The sequence below is a fragment of the Streptomyces sp. M-16 genome (assembly GCF_052114405.1).
Lineage (GTDB): Bacteria > Actinomycetota > Actinomycetes > Streptomycetales > Streptomycetaceae > Streptomyces.
The window spans coordinates 191317-208026 of the sequence record NZ_JBFRER010000001.1 but is presented as its reverse complement, the minus strand read 5'-3'; the positions used below and the strand labels follow the sequence as shown (position 1 = coordinate 208026).

Here is a 16710-nt window from a genome sequence, read left to right as displayed (position 1 = left end):
CCACCACCGGCCGGGGGCCGGCCCCGCCGGGTCCCGGCACTCAGAGGGKGCAAATACCGTCGATACAGTTACATATCGGCATAGAATCCCCCATGCAGTCGGGAACACCTCGGAGGCCGACCCCCGGAGAAGTCTGTGCATGACGCTCCCGGCACATCGACGGGCGGTCCGCCCCCGCGCTCCGGCGGAGCGCCCCCGCCCCTCGTCCGCATCCGCGGGCTCGGCAAGCGGTTCGGCGGCACCCGCGCGCTCGACTCCGTCGACCTCGACATCCACCGGGGCAGCGTCCTCGCCCTGCTCGGCCCCAACGGCGCCGGCAAGTCCACCCTCATCAAGGTGCTCGCGGGGGTCCACCACGCCGACGAGGGCGAGGTGACGGTGGCGGGGCACCCCCTCGGCTCCCACGCCGCGACCCGGAACATGTCCTTCATCCACCAGGACCTCGGCCTCGTCGAGTGGATGACCGTGGCCGAGAACATCGCCCTGGGCACCGGCTACCCGCGCCGCGGGGGACTCGTCTCCTGGCGGCGGACCCGGGAGGGCTGCGCCCGGGCCCTGCGCCTGGTCGGCGGAGACCTGGACGCCGACTCCCCGGTCTCCGTACTCGCCCCCGCCGAGCGTTCGCTCGTCGCCATCGCCCGCGCCCTGGCCACCCGCGCGGAGCTGATCGTCCTCGACGAGCCGACCGCCACCCTCCCCGCGGCGGACTGCGCACGGCTCTTCGACGTCCTGCACGCCCTGCGCGACCAGGGTCACGGCATCCTCTACGTCAGCCACCGGCTGGACGAGGTGTACCGGGTCGCCGACACCTTCGCCGTCCTGCGCGACGGCCGCGTCGTCGACCGGGGCCCGCTCGCCGGCCACAGCCCCGCCCGGCTCGTGCGCGTCATCGTCGGCCGCGAGCAGGCCGGGCACGGGCCCGTCGCCACCCCGGCGGCGGGCCCGCCCCTGCTGCGCCTGGACCGCGTGACGACGACGGCCGCGAGGGAGGTCAGCCTGGAGCTGCGGGCCGGCGAGGTCCTCGGCATGGTGGGCCTGACCGGCGCCGGCCACGCCGACCTGGGCCGGGCCCTCGTCGGCGCCCGGCCGCTGCTGGGCGGGCGGATCCTGCTCGACGGCCGCCCGTACCGACCCGGTTCGGTCCGCGCCGCCCTCGCCCGCGGGGTCGCCCTCGTCGCGGGCGACCGTCAGGGGGAGGGCTGCGCCGCCGCGCTGACGGTACGGGAGAACTTCCTGGCCAACCCCCGGTCCGCCGGCGTCCCGGCATGGCGCTGGATGAGCCCCCGGCGCGAGCGCGCCGAGGCCGCCGACCTGATCGAGCGGTTCTCGGTGCACCCCCGCGACAGCGAGGTGCCCATCGCCACCCTGTCGGGCGGGAACCAGCAGAAGGTCATGGTCGGGCGCTGGCTCCGGGGGAGGCTGCGGCTGCTCGTCCTCGAAGAGCCCACCGCCAGCGTGGACGTCGGGGCCAAGGCCACGGTCCACCGGCTGCTCGACGACGCGCTGGCCTCCGGTCTCGCGGTCCTGCTCGTCTCCACCGATTTCGAGGAGGTCGCGGGCGTGTGCCACCGCGCTCTGGTGTTCGTCCGCGGGACCGTGGGTGCCGAGCTGACCGGCCCGGACCTCACCGTCGCCGAACTCACCCGCACCGCCTCGGCCATGCCCCCCGTCACCGGCCCCGGGACGACCCGATGACCTCCTCCCCCTCGTCCCGGCCCTTCCTGGACCGCCTGCGCGGGCACCACGTCGGCGCGTACGGCCTCCCGGCCCTCGCGGCCCTGCTGTTCCTCGCCTTCTCCCTCGCCCTGCCCGCCACCTTCGCCACCCGGGACACCGTCTCCTCGATCCTCTCCAACCAGTCGATCCCCGCCGTCCTCGCGCTCGGCGCGACCGTCCCCATCGCCGCCGGGAAGTTCGACCTGTCGATCGGCTACGGTCTCGGCCTGGCGCACGTCATGGTGCTGGACCTGATCGTGAGCGACGCCTGGCCCTGGCCGCTCGCCTGCCTCGTGGTGGTGGCCGGGGCGGCGGCCATCGGCGCCCTCAACGGGGTCATCGTCGAATTCGGGCGGATCGACTCCTTCATCGCCACGCTCGGCACCGGCAGCATGATGTACGCCGTCACCGGCTGGATCACCGACGGTGCCCGGATCGTCCCCGGCCCGGAGGGCCTGCCCGCCGCCTTCACCGGCCTCTACGACTCCCGCTTCCTCGGCCTGCCGCTGCCCGCGTACTACGTCCTGGCCGTCGCGGGCACCCTCTGGCTGGTGCTGGAACGGCTGCCGCTGGGCCGCTACCTGTACGTGATCGGCTCCAACCCGCGCGCCGCCGGCATCATCGGCATCCCCACCCACCGCTACTCCGTCTACGCCTTCGCCGGATCGGGCCTGCTCTTCGGCTTCGCCGGAGTGCTGCTCGCCGCGCAGCAGCAGACCGGCAACCCGAGCGTCGGACTGGACTACCTGCTGCCCGCCTTCGTCGGCGCCCTGCTCGGTTCCACCACGATCAAGCCCGGCCGCGCCAACGCCCTCGGGACCGTGGTCGCCGTCGCCGTCCTCGCCATCGGCCTGGCCGGCATCGGCCAGCTCGGCGCCCAGTTCTGGGCCACGCCGCTGTTCAACGGCGCCACGCTGCTCATCGCCGTCGGCCTGGCCGGCTACTCCGCGCGCCGCCGGCTGCGTACCGGCGCCGGCGCGACCCGTCACCCGTAAGCCAGAACCCGTCGCGGCACACCGCGGCCCGTCGTACGCGCACCCGTGTCAGGAGCCCCGTGCAAGCCAACCACCAGGCCACCCTCACCGCCGCGGCCCTGCTGAGCGCGGCCCTCACCCTCCTCGCCGGCTGCGGGGGCGGCCCCTCGTCGGGCGGCGGGCCGTCCTCCCCCGGGCCCTCCGCCGCGGGCTGCCCCGCAGCCCTCGCGCAGGCCGGGGCCGCCGTCCGGCGGGCCGAGAACACCGACGCGACCTGGACCGGCCCCACCGGCGGGCCCGCGGCGGTACCCGGCAAGACCCTCGTCTACGTCGCCCAGACCATGACCAACCCCGGGGTCGCCGGCGTCGCCAAGGGTGTCGGGGAAGCCGCGGACGCCATCGGCTGGAAGGTCCGGGTGATCGACGGCGGAGGCACTCCCGCGGGCATCCAGGCGGCCCTCAGCCAGGCCGTCACCCTCAAGCCCTCGGGCATCGTCATCGGCGGCTTCGACCCCGAACTGACCTCCCAGCAGGTGGCGCAGGCGCGGGCCGCGCACATTCCGCTCGTCGGCTGGCACGCGGTGGGCTCCCCCGGCCCGAGCGAGAGCGCCGGCCTCTTCACCAACGTCACCACGAAGGTGGAGGACGTGGCCCGGATCGGCGCCGACTGGATCATCGCCCGCTCCCGCGGCAACGGCGGGGTCGTCGTCTTCACCGACGACTCGATCCCCTTCGCCCGCAACAAGGCCGAACTGATCAAGAAGCAACTCGCCACCTGTCCCGGCGTGCGGCTCCTGGCGTACGAGAACATCCCCATCCCCGACGCGGGCAGCCGCACCCCCCAGGAGATCTCCTCCCTCCTGGCCCGCTTCGGGCACCGGTGGACGGACTCCGTCGCCATCAACGACCTCTACTTCGCGGACGCCGCCCCGGCCCTGCGCGCGGCCGGCGCCCCGGGTTCCGGGCCCCCCTTCAACATCGGCGCGGGCGACGGCGACCCCTCCGCGTTCCAGCGGATCGACAGCGGGCAGTTCCAGGCGGCCACCGTCCCCGAACCGCTGTCCCAGCAGGGCTGGCAGATCGTCGACGAGTTCAACCGCGCCTTCGCCGGCCGGCCCGCCAGCGGGTACGTCGCCCCCGTCCACATCGCCACCGCCGCCAACAGCCGTGGCGCCACGTCCTGGGACCCCTCCGGCTACCGCGAGGCGTACCGGCGGATCTGGGCCCGTCCCGGTTCGTGACCGGCCCCTTCCCCTGCGCCCGGCGGTCGCGCAGGGGCGCGCCGCCGCAATGTTCGGGGAACGTACGGGTGGCGGCGCACCCGCCGGGCGGACGGGGCTCCGCGGTTAGCATCGGCGGGGTTCGCCGCGCGTGAGGGGAAGTGATGACGGAGTCCAAGGGCCTCGTGCTGGTCGTCGAGGACGAGCGCCACATCGCCGACGTGCAGCGGCTCTACCTGGCACGGGAGGGCTTCGGCGTGCACGTCGAGGCCGACGGGACCGCCGGGCTCGCCGCCGCGCGGCGGATGCACCCGGTGGCGATCGTGCTGGACATCGGCCTGCCGGGGCTGGACGGCATCGCCTTCTGCACGGCCCTGCGGGACGCCGGCGACTGGACGCCGGTCCTGCTGGTCACCGCGCGCGGCGAGGAGGCCGACCGGATCCTCGGCCTCGAACTGGGCGCCGACGACTACCTGACGAAGCCGTTCTCGCCGCGCGAGCTCGTCGCCCGGGTCAAGACGGTCCTGCGCAGGGCGGCCGGGCCGCCGGGCCGGCCGGCCGAGACCGTGGGCCGGCTCAGCCTGGATCCGCTCAGCCGTACCGTCCGCCGCGACGGCGAACCCGTCGAACTCACCACCACCGAGTTCAACCTGTTGGCGCACCTGGTCCGGCACACCGGGCAGGTCTTCACCCGGGAACAGCTGCTGGCGCGGGTGTGGGGGTACCCGGGCTACCGCGACACCCGGATGGTCGACGTGTTCGTGTCACAGTTGCGCGCCAAGCTGGGGGACGCCAGCCCGATCCGCACGGTCCGCGGCGTCGGCTACAGCGCGACGGATCCCCGTACGTGAACCGGCCCCGCCCCCGCCGCGCCTCGCTGGCCCGCAACATCGTGGTGCTGACCACCGCGGTGGCCGCGCTCGCGGTGGCGCTGACGGGGCTGGTCGCCTGGCAGAGCGCCGCGCACGCCGCCGAGCGCCGCGAGCGCGACCAGCTGACGCGTCAGGCCACGGTGCTCGGGCGGCTGCCCGTCCTGTCGCAGGCGCTGTTCAACGGCGCCCGGGCGCTGGGCGGGCCGAACGGGGTGGAGCTCGCGGTGATCTCCGCCGACGGGAGGGTCGGCGGGGGCGCCACCCCGGCCGTCGGCCTGGCCGTGAAGGCGGCCCTGCTCGCCGGCGAACCCGTCTCCACCACCGCCGTCCTGGGGGGACAGGACGTGCTGCTGGTGGGGCGGCCGGCCGTGGGCGGCGGCGCGGTCGTCCTCACCGAGCCGTACGCGGTCGTCACGCGGAACACGAACGAGATCCGGCGCAGCGTGATCGTGCCGCTGGTCGTCGGCATGCTCGGCGCGGCCCTGGCCGGGGCGCTCATGGCACGCCGCATCGCCCGTCCGCTCGTGAAGGCCGCTCGGGTCGCGCACCGGCTCGCCGACGGCGAGCGGGGCGTGCCGGCCCCGGTCGACGGGCCGCGGGAGACGCAGGACATCGGGCGCGCCCTCAACGTCCTGGACGCGGCGCTGGCGCGCAGCGAGAACCGGCAGCGGGAGTTCCTGCTGTCGGTCTCCCACGACCTGCGGACCCCGCTGACCGCGCTCCAGGGGTATGCCGAGGCGCTGGCCGACGGCCTGATCGAGCCGGAGCGGCTGCCCGGGGTCGGGGGCGTCCTGGCCGATGAGACGCGCCGCCTGGACCGGTTCCTGGCGGACCTGCTGGACCTGGCCCGGCTGGAGGCGGACGGGTTCCGGCTGGACGTGGCCCCGGCCGACCTGGGCGCGGTCGTCGCCGAGGCCGCCGCCTTCTGGGCCGGGCCCGGCGCGCGCGCCGGGGTCGAGCTGCGGGTGGAACGGCCGGAGCCGCCCCTCGTCGTCGAGACGGACGCCTTCCGGGTCCGGCAGCTGGTCGACGGGCTCGTGCAGAACGCCCTGCGGCTCACACCCGAGGGCGCGCCCGTGGTCCTCGCCGTGCGGGCGGCCCCGGGTGGCGGGGCCGAGGTGCAGGTCCGCGACGGCGGCCCCGGCCTGACCGAGGACGACGTGAGCGTCGCCTTCGACAGCGGGGCCCTGCACGCGCGCTACCGGGACACCCGCCCGGTCGGCAGCGGCTTGGGGCTGGCCCTCGCCCACCGGCTGACCGGCCGTCTCGGGGGCACCCTCCAGGTGGAGGGGCACGGTCCGGAGGGCGGCGCCTGCTTCACGGTCGCCCTCCCGCGGACACCCGGCCCGGCCTGAGGCCCGCCGCGGCGGTGTGACGACGCCGCCGCGGCATCCGCGGTCCCCGCGGCGGGCGCGCGGGTCCGTACGTTCCCCGAACAATCCGCCAACGATCCCCTTACGGGAGCCACGCACAGTGGGGCCCATGAACACCGCATCGACCGGGGGGCCCGGACTCCTCCACCGCAGCGGGCGCTGGTGCGCCCGGCACGCCTGGCGGATCGTCGCCCTGTGGGTACTGCTCCTGGCCGGCCTCGCGTCCGCCGACCACGCCTGGGGCGGCACCTTCGCGGACAGCTTCTCCCTGCCCGGCACCGGCGCCCAGACCGGCGCCGACCTGATCGAGGCGCACACCGGCGGAGGCGGGGGCACGGCCGCCGCCCTCGTGCTCCACACCGGGAGCGGTACGGTCGCCGCCCACCGGGAGGCGGTCGCGGCAGCCGTGGCCAGCCTGGACCGGCTGCCGGACGTCCTGTCGGTGGCCGACCCGCTGACCACGCCCGGGGCGCTCTCCCCCCACGGCGACACCGCCCGGATGACGGTCCGCTTCGACGGCAACCCGGCGGGCTTCGACCCCTCCTACCTGGCCCGGGTCGACGCGGCCGTGGAGCCGCTGCGCGCCGACGACGTCACCGTCGAGTACGGGGAGCCGCTCGGGCAGCTGGCCTCGGCCGGATCCGCCGACCGCGTCTCGGAGGGCATCGGGCTGGCCGTCGCCGTGCTGGTGCTGCTGATCGGCTTCGGCAGCGTGGCCGCGGCCGGACTGCCGCTGCTGACGGCCGTGCTGGGCCTGGCCGTGGGTCTCAGCGGCCTCGGCCTGCTCGCCGGCCCGTTCGACTTCGCCCGGGCGTCCCCGACGCTGGCCGCCATGATGGGCCTCGGCGTGGGCATCGACTACGCCCTCTTCCTGGCCACCCGCTACCGGGCCCTGCTGCACGCCGGGGCGGAACCGGCCGACGCGGTCGGGCGTACTGTCGCCACCAGCGGCCGTGCCGTCCTGGTCGCCGCGGCCACGGTGGCCATGGCGCTCGGCGGGCTCTGCGCGTCCGGCGTGGGCTTCATCGGCACCCTCGGCATCGCGGCGGGGCTCAGCGTGGTGGTGGCCGCCGCCGCGTCGGTGACGCTGACGCCCGCGCTGCTGGGTCTGCTCGGCCGCCGCGTCGACCGGCTCCACGTGCGCACGCCGGTCGCCGAGCCCGCCGGGGAGTGCGACGTCTGGCACCGCTGGGCCCTGCGGGTCGCCCGGCGCCCCTGGGCCTTCCTGGCCGCCGGCCTGCTCCTGCTCGGCGTCCTCGCCCTCCCGGCGGCGTCCATGCGGCTGGGGCACGTCGACGCCGGGGCACAGTCCACCGCCAGGACCGACCGCCGGGCGTACGACCTGATCACCGAGGGCTTCGGCGCCGGCGCCAACGGCCCGCTCACGGTCGTCGTCCAGCTCGACAGCGGCCGGGTCGCCGACCCGGCCCGCCGCGAGGACCTGGCGGCCTCGCTCCGGCGGCGGCTGACGGCCGTCCCGGGGGTGGCGTCCGTGACGGCCCCGGTCGCCGGCCCCGACGGGGCCCTGCTCCTGTCCACCGTCACCCCCGCCACCGGACCGCGGGACCCGGCGACCGCCCGGCTGATCCACACCCTTCGGGACGAGACCGTCCCGCGGGCCCTGACGGGCACCGGTGCCACCGGGTACGTCACCGGCACCGCCGCCGCCACCCAGACCTTCACCGACACCCTGGCGGGCGCGCTGCCCCGGATCGTCGGCGTGGTGGCCGCGGCCGCCTTCCTCCTGCTGCTCACCGTCTTCCGCAGCCCGCTGATCGCGCTCAAGGCCGCCGTGCTCAACCTGTTCTCGATCGCGGCCGCCTACGGGGTGGTGGTCGCGGTGTTCCAGTGGGGCTGGGGCGGGGCGCTGTTCGGGGTGAGCGAGCCGGTGCCCGTCGAGTCGTACGTGCCGATGATGATGTTCGCGATCGTCTTCGGACTGTCGATGGACTACGAGGTCTTCCTGCTCTCCCGGATCCGCGAGGTCTGGCTGCACCGGCGCGACAACCACCTGGCCGTGGCCACCGGTCTCGCCGCCACGGCCCGGGTCATCACCTGTGCGGCGCTGATCATGACCAGCGTCTTCCTGGCGTTCCTGCTCTCCACGAACGTCGCCGTCAAGATGCTGGCCCTGGGACTGGGGGTGAGCGTCGTCCTCGACGCCACCGTGGTCCGCCTGCTCCTGGTGCCGGCGTCCATGTACCTCTTCGGGCGCGCCAACTGGTGGCTCCCCGACCGGCTGGAGCGGCTCCTGCCCCGACTCGACCCGGAGGGTCCCGCCCCGGCGCCCGCCCCCGAGGCAACTCCCGAAGCCACCCCCGTACCCCTTCCCGGAGACCGACGATGAAGCGCGCTCCCCTCGCCGGGACCCGGGCGGCCCTGCGCCGCCACCTCCTCCTCTCGGTCACGGGCGCCGTGGCCGTGGTGGCCGTCGCCGCGACCGGTGCGGCCGAGTCCGCGGCCGGCGCCGTGATCCGGCACCGCGTCGCGAAGGCGGCTCCGGGACTCGGTGACGCCGTCACGGTCGGCGTCGGCGGCGACTGGGCCCTGTGGGACCTGGCGCACGGGAGCATCCCCCGGCTCGACATCGCCAGTGACGACGCCCGCGTGGGCCGCCTGTCGGGAGTGCGCGTACGGGCGCGGCTCGACGACGTCCGCCTCGGCGAGCGGGCCACCGTCGGCGGCACGCGGGCCGAGGTGACCGTCTCCCCGGGGGCGATCGCCGACGCGATCCGGGCCGCCGCACCGTCGGTGACCGTGGCCTCGGTGACGGCCGACCCGGCGGCCGGCACCGTGCTCGCCGCCGTCGGCCCCGGCGGCGCGGGGCGGCTGACGCTGCGTCCCGCCCTCGCGGACGGCAAGGTCACCCTCGCCGTGGACGGGCTCACCGTGTTCGGCCGCTCCGTCCCGGCCGGCCGGCTCGGCCTGGACGGCCTCGCGCCGGGTCCGGACGCCCGCGCCGCCTACCCCCTCGGGCTCAGGGCCACGTCCGCCGACGTCCGGCCGGACGGGCTGCACGTGTCCCTGGCGGCCGGCCCCGGCCCCCTTCCCGCCGCCTGACGGCCCGGAGCGCGCCCGGACCCGCGCGGGGGGATGCTGGAGGGGAATGGGCCCCGGGCGTGAGGAGGCACGTCATGACACACGCCGAACAGTGGCAGGTGGGCGTGTACCTGAACGAGGAGAGCGGCATCACCACGGCGCGCGCGGTGCTCGACAACGGGACGACCATCATGACGGGCCGCGGCAAGGCGCGCTGCAACCCGCAGGACGTGGAGATCCCCGCGATCGGTGACGAGCTCGCGGCGAGCCGGGCGATGCGCGACCTGGCCGGTCAGCTGATGCGCGCCGCCGACCGGGACCTGGCCGCGATGGGTGCGGTGCCCGAACGGCCGCGCACCGGCTACGGCTGGCCGGACGACGCACCGGGCGGGGGCTGACCCGAAGACCCGGCGCCCGGACGGGCACTCCACGGCCCCGGACCGGAGCAGGGGCGTGACCCCGGGCGCGAGGTCGTCCGCCCCCAACACCCGTCCCGTGGACCGGTGCTGGTGAAGTCGTGGCTGCTCGCCGTCCCGCCGTACCTCGTGGCGGGCGTCTTCACCGGCGCCCAGCACGGCGGTTGGACCCCCGCTTGGACCCCCGCGGCCTCATCGGCCTCGACCGCCGGGGCCATGGCGCTCATGAGACGCAGGTCACAGAGGGGTCCGGAGCGGCACCGGGATTTCGTACGTCTTGCAGCGGCAGACAGAATTGCCCCTCCCGTTACGCAGCGTGCCCGACCAGTCCAGGAGTTCCCATGCCGAGCCCCGCCCTCCGGGACCGTGCCCACACCTCCTCCACCGTGCTGCGGGAGCGTGCGGAGCCGCCGGCGAGGGCTCGGGCGCTGGTGAGACGGGCCGGGGCGGGGACCGGGGGCACGGTGGTGATCCGGGGGGCCAGCGGCAGCGGACGCAGCTCCGCGCTGCGGTCCCTCGCCCGGGACACGGAGCGTCACGGGACGACGGTCCTCAGGGCCCGGTGTTCCCTCCAGGAGGCCGGGGTCGACTTCGGGGTGGTCCTGCAGTTGTTCGACGGCCTCGGCCCGTCCGACGGCCCACCGGACGTCGACGCCTGGGGCGGGTCGTTGCACGGCGCCGATCTGCCGTCCCGACTGTGGAGCCTGCTCCGGTCACGGGCCGCGTCCGGGCCGGTGCTGCTCGCCGTGGACGACGTCCACCTGGCGGACGCGGTGTCGCGCCGCTGGCTCGCCCAGGTGACGCGGCGCCTGGACCGGTTGCCGGTCGTGCTGGCCGTGACCGAACGGTGGCAGTACGACCTGGCGCTTCCCCAGCCCTCGTTCACCGACGCCTGCCGCGTTCCGGCCGACGAGATCTGCCTGCTGGCCCCGCTCGGCGCGACGGCCGCCCGGGCTCTCGCGCGCTCCGTCCTCGGCGACGACGCACCGCACACCCTGACCGAGGAGTGCGTCGGCGCCGTCGGGGGCAATCCGATGCTGCTGCACGCGCTCCTCACGGACCTGCGGGAGATGGCCGTCGGGAGCCCCCTCCCGGCCCACCTGCCCGGGAGTTGCGCCGACCTGCGTCCGGGCGCGTTCTCCTGCGCGGTGCTCCGCTGGCTGCACGACGCCGGTGCCGAGACCGCGGACGCCCTGCGGACCTTCGCCGAGATCCAGGACGAGGACGACGCACTGGCCCTGCTGGTCTCCGTGACCGACGTCGACCCGTCCCGGGTGCGCGGCTGGACCGGCGAACTCATCCGTCAGGGGCTGCTGCGCAAGGACCCGCGCAGCGGCCGCCCCGTCTTCGCCCACCCGCTGCTGCACGAGGCCGTACGCGACACGTGGGAACGGCACCGCCGCGCGGACGTGCGCCGGCGCGCGGCCGAACTGCTGCACCACCGGGGCGATCCGGAGGAGTCGGTGGTGCGCCACCTGTTGCCGATACCCGCCGTGGGCGCTCCCTGGGCCGCCGACGCACTGACCGGCGCCGCCGCGAAGGCGGTCCGCGACGGGCGGGCCGACGAGGCGATCGTCTGCCTGCGCCGGGCGCTGCGGGAACCGCTGTCCGTCGGCCGCCGCAGCGAGGCCCTCATCCGGCTGGGCTGCCTGGAGGTACGGGACGAACGCGCCTCCGGGGTCCGCCACCTGGCGGAGGCCCTGCGTCTGCAGCGCTCCGCCGGAGGGCGGGTCCGCGCCGCCACCGCGCTCGGTACGGCCCTGGTGGCCCGCGGCGAGGTCCACACCGCCCTGGACGTGCTGGCCGAACTCGCCGAGGGTTTCGCCGACTCGACGGACCTCGCGCACGCGGTGCAGGCGGCGACCGCCCTGATCTCCTCGCACGACGGGGACAGTTGGCTGCGGGTGGTGGCCGGACTGCGCCGCATCGAGGAGCAGGCTCCCGACGGGATCGCCCCGACCGCCAGGGCCCTGCTCACCGAACACGGCGCGACGGCCGGCCGGCTGTCGGCGGCCGAGGTCATGGAGCGGGTCCGGTCGCTGACGCGGACCTCGCTGGACCCGCTGCTCGAACCGTACCTCTACGCGTCGGCCGCCACGCTGGCCCAGTGGGCGGACGAACTGACCGAGGCCGACCGGCTGGTGGCCCGTGGGCTCGCCGCCTGCCGGACCCCGAACCTGCTGCACCCCGGCCACCAGAGCCTGCTGAGCGTCGCCGCGGAGGCCGAGGTGATGCGCGGCCGGTACACCGCGCTGCTGGCCGACACCGCGCTGTGGGACGTCCTGCCGGGCAACCTGGCCGCGCCCGGCGCGGAGAACGCCCATCTGCGCGCCCAGGCGATCATCGCCCTGACCGAGACCGGGCGGCTCGCCGAAGCCCGCCGCCTCGCCTACGCCGTGACGGCCGGGGGCGCGCACGGCTCGTGGGAGTGGAACGAGTTCCTGTACGCGCGGGGTCTGCTGCACATGGCGTCGGACGAACCCGACGCCGCCCTCTCGGACCTCCTGGAGTGCGGCAGGCGCCAGTCCGCCCGCGAGGTGGAGAGCCCGATCGTCACCCCGTGGCGCTCCGCCGCCGCCGACTGCCACGTGGCGCTCGGGTCGCCGGAGCAGGCTGCCGCGCTGGCACGGGAGGAGCTCCGGCTGGCCCGCGCCTGGGGAACGCCCCGCGCGGTCGGCCGGGCGCTGCGCGCCCTGGGCGTGGCGCTCGGCGGCCGGCACGGGCTGGAACTGGTCGAGGAGGCGGTGGAGTTGCTACGCGGCACGGCGGAGCCGCTGCCCGAGCTGCTGCCCGCCCTGGTGTCGCTCGGGCGGTCCCTGCACGACTCCGGCCAGAGCCGGCGGGCCCGCACGGTGTTCCGCGAGGCCGTCGAGCGGGCCGAACGGACGGGAGCGGTACGGATGAACCTCGTCGCGCGGGCGGCCCTGCGCGACTGCGGGGCCCGGCCCCGGCGGACGCGGCACACCGGAGCCACGGCGCTCACCTCCAGTGAGCGCCGCATCGCGCAACTGGCCGCGGCCGGCCACAGCAACGTCGAGATCGCCGAGTTGCTGCACCTCGCCGTACGGACGGTGGAGACCCATCTGACGCACTGCTACCGCAAGCTCGGCATCCGCCGCGGCGACCTGGCCGTCGCCCTCGGCAAGACCGGCTGAGCCGGCGGGGCCGTCTCGGTCGACTCGGTCGACTCGGCCAGCTGGACCGGCCGGACCGGCTGACGGCCGGACCGGCCGAACCGGCGTCGTGGTGATCAGGGGGAAACCCCACGACACCGACGAGCGTAGGAGCGGGCGGGCGCGGCGGGCAGGTCGGGAAGGGCAGACCCGGGGGAAACCGCCGCGCCCTTCGTTGCCCGGACGGGCGCGCCCGCTCTGCCCTCGGCGTGGGGGCGGAGAGGCGTGGGCCGCGGATAGCCTGCGATCCGGAGGTGTCCGCGCGCCGTGGCGACCGCTGCCGGACCGCTGTGGACGCCCGGTGCCCCCGTGGAGCGTTACCGCACGGACCGCACGGCCCCCGCACCGCCTTCCTCGTGGTGGTCCCGATCTCGTGGTCGACCACGATGGCCGCGCCCCGCCCGATGGGAAAGGGTGGGAGCCGGTCGTGGGAAAAGGAGTTCTTCACCGTGCTGCAGTTCGTCGACGACGTCCGTACCTCCCGTCGGGTGGCGGTCGCCATTCACGCCCCGGACCCGATCACCCGGGCCGGAGCGATGAGCCACCTCCGTCAGTACCCGGAGATCGCGCTCGTGGACGGCCCCCGGCAGGACGGCGCCGACGTCGCCCTGCTGATCGCCGACGCCTTCGACGAGACGGTCCTGGCGAGGCTGTCCCGGCTGGTGCGGGCCGAGAAGGTCGGGGTGGTGCTGGTCCTGGACCGGATCCGGGAGGCCGAGCTGCTGGACGTCGTCGCGTGCGGTGTGACCACGATCCTGTGGCGCCGCGAGGCCACGGGGGCACGGCTGCGCCAGGCCGTCCTCGCGGCCGAACGGGGCGGCTGCGAACTGCCGCCCGACCTGCTGGCCCAGCTGATCGGCCACATGGGGCGGCTCCGGGACGGCAAGGCCGGCGGACAGGGCGCCGCGTCCGTCACCCTGGGCATGGTGCCGCGCGAGGTCGACGTCCTGCGGCTGGTGGCCGACGGCATGGACACCGCGGAGATAGCGGTCGAGCTCGCGTACTCGGAGCGGACGGTCAAGAACATCCTGCACACCGTGACGACCCGGTTCCAACTGCGCAACCGGGCCCACGCCGTGGCCTACGCACTGCGCGAGGGCTACATCTAGTCCCGTGTCCGGCGAGGTCCGCCGCACACGGCACCGGTCCGGGCCCGGACGCCCCGAGCGGCCCGCGGGCCGCGGGCCGCGGGCCGCGGGCCGCGGAAACGAACCCGAACGAAGAGGAAGCCCGTTGGAGAACGAGACAGCCGTGGTCCCGCCGTCCCCGCTCACGAGACCCCTCGCCCCGGGGGACAGCGTCGCCGTCCTGGGGGCCGGCCCGATGGTCTCCCGGATGGTCCCGCGCCTGCGCCTCTCGGGCTTCCTCGTACGGCTCCACCACCGGACGCCCGACCTGCTCGAAGGGCCGCCCGGGGCGGGCACCACGCTCTGCTCGACCCCGCGCGAGGCCGCGGAGGGTGCCCGCGCCGTGCTCTCCGCGGTGAGCGGCGACGCGGCGAGCCGCTCGGTGTGGCTGGGCGCGGACGGCGCCCTGGCCGGCGCGCGGCCCGGAACACCGGCCGTCGAGTGTTCGCCCCTCTCCGACGGGTGGACCACCGTGTGGGCCGAGGCCTGCCGTGAACGCGCGCTGGCGCCGGTCGACGCCCCGGTGACCGGGACCACCCCACGGGCCCCGGACGGCACCCCGATCGTGTTCGCCGGCGGCTCGGCCGCCGCCGTCGAATCCGCGCGCCCGCTGCTCGCCGTGTTCACCGAACGGGTCTTCCGGCTGGGCCCCACCGGGGCCGGCGGCCGGTTCAGGCAGGTCGACGAACTGCTCGCCGGTTCCTTGCTGGTCGCCCTGGGCGAGGCGTTCGCGACGGCGGAGCGCCTCGGGCTGGACCTCGCGCGGGCACTGGACGTCCTGGCAGAGGCCGGCCGGGCCGGGGGCGTTCCACCCGCAGACGACCGTGCCGTGCGGGCCCACCGCACGGACATCAGCTGCCGGCTGGCCCTGATGGCCCAGGACCTCGGGTACGCCGGCGCCCTGACCCGCCGCTCCGTGTCGGCCGAGCCCTGGCCGGCTCCGCCGTCCGGCGCCCGGCCGGCGAAGACCGCGATCGCCACGACCGTCCGGCACGAGAACCTGCGGATATTCGGCGACGAAACGAATTCCCACGCACGATCGAAACGACCCGACGAAAGGCCGGCGACTCGGGCCGAAATGGCCGTCCCGCACCCCCTTCCAGCGCACCGCCCTTCGGGCCCGTGACCGCATCCGTGAAGAATTCTTCCACGATGCGGTATCTTGAACCCCCCTCGTCCGGAAGGGAATTCAGGACGGCGGGAAAGGAAAACGGCGACCGGCCGCATCTCGGCCGGCATTTCAGGAAGGGACTGATGTGAAGGTTCTCGTTTCGGGTGGTGCCGGATTCATCGGCAGCACGATCGCGTCCGCCTGCATCGATTCGGGAATCACCCCGGTCATTTTGGACAGCCTGGTCACCGGCCGCCGGGAATTCACCGAGGGGCGGGCGTTCTTCGAGGGGGACATCGCGGACGGCGCCCTGATCGACAGGATCTTCGCCGAGCATCCGGAGATCGAGGCCGTCGTCCACTGCGCCGCGCTGATCGTGGTCCCCGATTCGGTCGGCGACCCCGTGGGCTACTACGAGGCGAACGTCGCGAAGAGCCTGGCCTTCGTGTCGCACCTGCTGCGCAACGGCTGCGGCCGGCTCGTCTTCAGTTCCTCCGCCTCGATCTACGAGCCCGGCGCGGACTTCTCCGTCGACGAGGACTCGGGGCTCGACCCGCAGAGCCCGTACGCCCGCACCAAGGCGATCTGCGAAACGATGTTCGCGGACATCGCCGCCACCCAGGACATCCGCGTCCTGTCCCTGCGGTACTTCAACCCGGTCGGCGCGGACCCGAAGATGCGTACGGGCCTCCAGCTGCGCCGCCCCTCGCACGCGCTCGGCAAGATGATCGAGGCCCTGGAGGAAGGCTCCTCCTTCGAGGTCACCGGCAACGACTACCCGACGCGCGACGGTTCCGGCATCCGCGACTACGTCCACGTATGGGACCTGGCGACCGCCCACCTCGCCGCGCTCCGCGCGTTCGACACGGTGCTCGGCGACGGACGGCGGAGCACCGCGATCAACCTCGGCACCGGCACGGGCACCACGGTCAACGAGCTGCTGGAGGCCTTCGACTCCTCCGTCGGCACGCCCCTGACCGTGGTGCGCGCCGACCGCCGGCCGGGCGATGTCGCCGGCGCCTACACCCGCGGTACCCGCGCACGGGACCTGCTCGGCTGGGAGCCGGCGTACTCCCTGGCCGAGGGCATCCGGCACTCGCTGGAATGGACCGCCCACCGTGACCGGATCCTGGCCGACTGACGACCGACGACCAACACATCGGCTCGCGCCGACGTCGGGCACGAACCCGCGCGCACCGGACAAGGAGACCTCAGCAGATGGAAGCCGCCGGAAGCGGTCCGGACCTGCAGGACGTGGAACGGATGCCGGCCATCCGGGTCTTCGAGGAGCGCCTGCCGGAGCTGTCCGCCGCCGGCCGGCGGCCCGGGACGACGCACCCCCCGCGCGCGCCCTGGCGGCCACGGGCGTGACCGTCCAGCTCTTCGTGCCCTCGCGGCCGTACCCGTTCGATCTGGAGCCGGTCACGGGGTTCGTGGGCGCCGGCAGCCTGGTGTCCGTGGTCGACGACGGGCCGGGCCCGGCCGGGTGGGCCGGCGCCGYCGCGGCCGCGCCGGCGGCGCGTGCGTGGGGGACCCTGCGCAAGGCTCCCGTGCTGCTCGCCTCGGCGCCGTCGGCCGTCCCCGCCGCGCGGGAGCTGGAGGACCGGGTCGTGATCTCGTCCGCCGACATCGCGCGGCGGCTCGTCCGGGAACCGGAGACGCCGTGAACCGGCTCCTCCCGCCGCGGAG

The 16710-nt window shown here is 75.4% G+C and carries 14 protein-coding genes; all 14 read left to right on the top strand.

What is annotated here, in order from left to right; genetic code table 11:
* Positions 1-135: 135 nt before the first annotated feature.
* The 14 genes from AB4039_RS00885 (at position 136) to AB4039_RS00820 (ending at position 16688) form a co-directional block, all read left to right on the top strand.
* Positions 136-1695: a sugar ABC transporter ATP-binding protein gene (locus tag AB4039_RS00885; RefSeq protein WP_442269724.1), complete on the top strand. Its 1560-nt coding sequence runs from the start codon at positions 136-138 to the stop codon at positions 1693-1695.
* A complete protein-coding gene (locus AB4039_RS00880; RefSeq protein WP_266845992.1) occupies positions 1692-2711 on the top strand; it encodes an ABC transporter permease in 1020 nt (339 codons plus the stop codon). The genes AB4039_RS00885 and AB4039_RS00880 overlap by 4 nt, the downstream gene beginning before the upstream one ends.
* Positions 2712-2770: 59 nt before the next feature.
* Positions 2771-3931, top strand: coding sequence for a substrate-binding domain-containing protein (locus AB4039_RS00875; RefSeq protein WP_442269723.1), 1161 nt, complete (start codon positions 2771-2773; stop codon positions 3929-3931).
* Between the two features lie 143 nt (positions 3932-4074).
* Positions 4075-4761 carry a response regulator transcription factor gene (locus AB4039_RS00870; RefSeq protein WP_266845990.1) on the top strand — a complete coding sequence of 229 codons (687 nt, stop codon included), beginning with the start codon at positions 4075-4077 and terminating at the stop codon, positions 4759-4761.
* On the top strand, positions 4758-6137 hold the full coding sequence (locus tag AB4039_RS00865) for a sensor histidine kinase (protein ID WP_266845989.1): 1380 nt from the start codon (positions 4758-4760) through the stop codon (positions 6135-6137). Before AB4039_RS00870 ends, AB4039_RS00865 begins: the two co-directional genes overlap by 4 nt.
* Before the next feature lie 127 nt (positions 6138-6264).
* Complete coding sequence (locus AB4039_RS00860; protein ID WP_442269722.1) at positions 6265-8502, top strand: MMPL family transporter; 2238 nt, start codon at positions 6265-6267, stop codon at positions 8500-8502.
* The gene (locus AB4039_RS00855; protein ID WP_442269721.1) at positions 8499-9215 is read left to right on the top strand and encodes an LmeA family phospholipid-binding protein; all 717 of its coding nucleotides are present in this window, start codon (positions 8499-8501) and stop codon (positions 9213-9215) included. Before AB4039_RS00860 ends, AB4039_RS00855 begins: the two co-directional genes overlap by 4 nt.
* A gap of 74 nt (positions 9216-9289) precedes the next feature.
* Entirely contained in the window at positions 9290-9592 is a 303-nt protein-coding gene (locus AB4039_RS00850) for a DUF1876 domain-containing protein (RefSeq protein WP_266845986.1), read from the top strand.
* A gap of 359 nt (positions 9593-9951) precedes the next feature.
* Positions 9952-12765, top strand: a complete 2814-nt coding sequence (locus AB4039_RS00845; RefSeq protein WP_442269720.1) for an AAA family ATPase — start codon at positions 9952-9954, stop codon at positions 12763-12765.
* 467 nt (positions 12766-13232) lie between these two features.
* Entirely contained in the window at positions 13233-13892 is a 660-nt protein-coding gene (locus AB4039_RS00840) for a LuxR C-terminal-related transcriptional regulator (protein ID WP_266845984.1), read from the top strand.
* A 124-nt stretch (positions 13893-14016) separates the two neighbouring features.
* The gene (locus tag AB4039_RS00835; protein ID WP_442269719.1) at positions 14017-15036 is read left to right on the top strand and encodes an NAD(P)-dependent oxidoreductase; all 1020 of its coding nucleotides are present in this window, start codon (positions 14017-14019) and stop codon (positions 15034-15036) included.
* Between the two features lie 130 nt (positions 15037-15166).
* Positions 15167-16162, top strand: coding sequence for a UDP-glucose 4-epimerase GalE (gene galE / locus AB4039_RS00830; RefSeq protein WP_266845982.1), 996 nt, complete (start codon positions 15167-15169; stop codon positions 16160-16162).
* A 77-nt stretch (positions 16163-16239) separates the two neighbouring features.
* Positions 16240-16392 carry a hypothetical protein gene (locus AB4039_RS00825; RefSeq protein ID WP_266845981.1) on the top strand — a complete coding sequence of 51 codons (153 nt, stop codon included), beginning with the start codon at positions 16240-16242 and terminating at the stop codon, positions 16390-16392.
* Positions 16389-16688 carry a hypothetical protein gene (locus AB4039_RS00820; RefSeq protein ID WP_442269718.1) on the top strand — a complete coding sequence of 100 codons (300 nt, stop codon included), beginning with the start codon at positions 16389-16391 and terminating at the stop codon, positions 16686-16688. The genes AB4039_RS00825 and AB4039_RS00820 overlap by 4 nt, the downstream gene beginning before the upstream one ends.
* The last annotated feature ends 22 nt before the right edge of the window (positions 16689-16710 follow it).

What these genes read in the sequence shown, in the direction of transcription:
- AB4039_RS00880 (WP_266845992.1), top strand. Translation starts at nt 1,692, where the DNA reads ATGACCTCCTCCCCCTCGTCCCGGCCCTTCCTGGACCGCCTGCGCGGG.
- AB4039_RS00870 (WP_266845990.1), top strand. Translation starts at nt 4,075, where the DNA reads ATGACGGAGTCCAAGGGCCTCGTGCTGGTCGTCGAGGACGAGCGCCAC.
- AB4039_RS00860 (WP_442269722.1), top strand. Translation starts at nt 6,265, where the DNA reads ATGAACACCGCATCGACCGGGGGGCCCGGACTCCTCCACCGCAGCGGG.
- AB4039_RS00855 (WP_442269721.1), top strand. Translation starts at nt 8,499, where the DNA reads ATGAAGCGCGCTCCCCTCGCCGGGACCCGGGCGGCCCTGCGCCGCCAC.
- AB4039_RS00850 (WP_266845986.1), top strand. Translation starts at nt 9,290, where the DNA reads ATGACACACGCCGAACAGTGGCAGGTGGGCGTGTACCTGAACGAGGAG.
- AB4039_RS00845 (WP_442269720.1), top strand. Translation starts at nt 9,952, where the DNA reads ATGCCGAGCCCCGCCCTCCGGGACCGTGCCCACACCTCCTCCACCGTG.
- AB4039_RS00825 (WP_266845981.1), top strand. Translation starts at nt 16,240, where the DNA reads ATGGAAGCCGCCGGAAGCGGTCCGGACCTGCAGGACGTGGAACGGATG.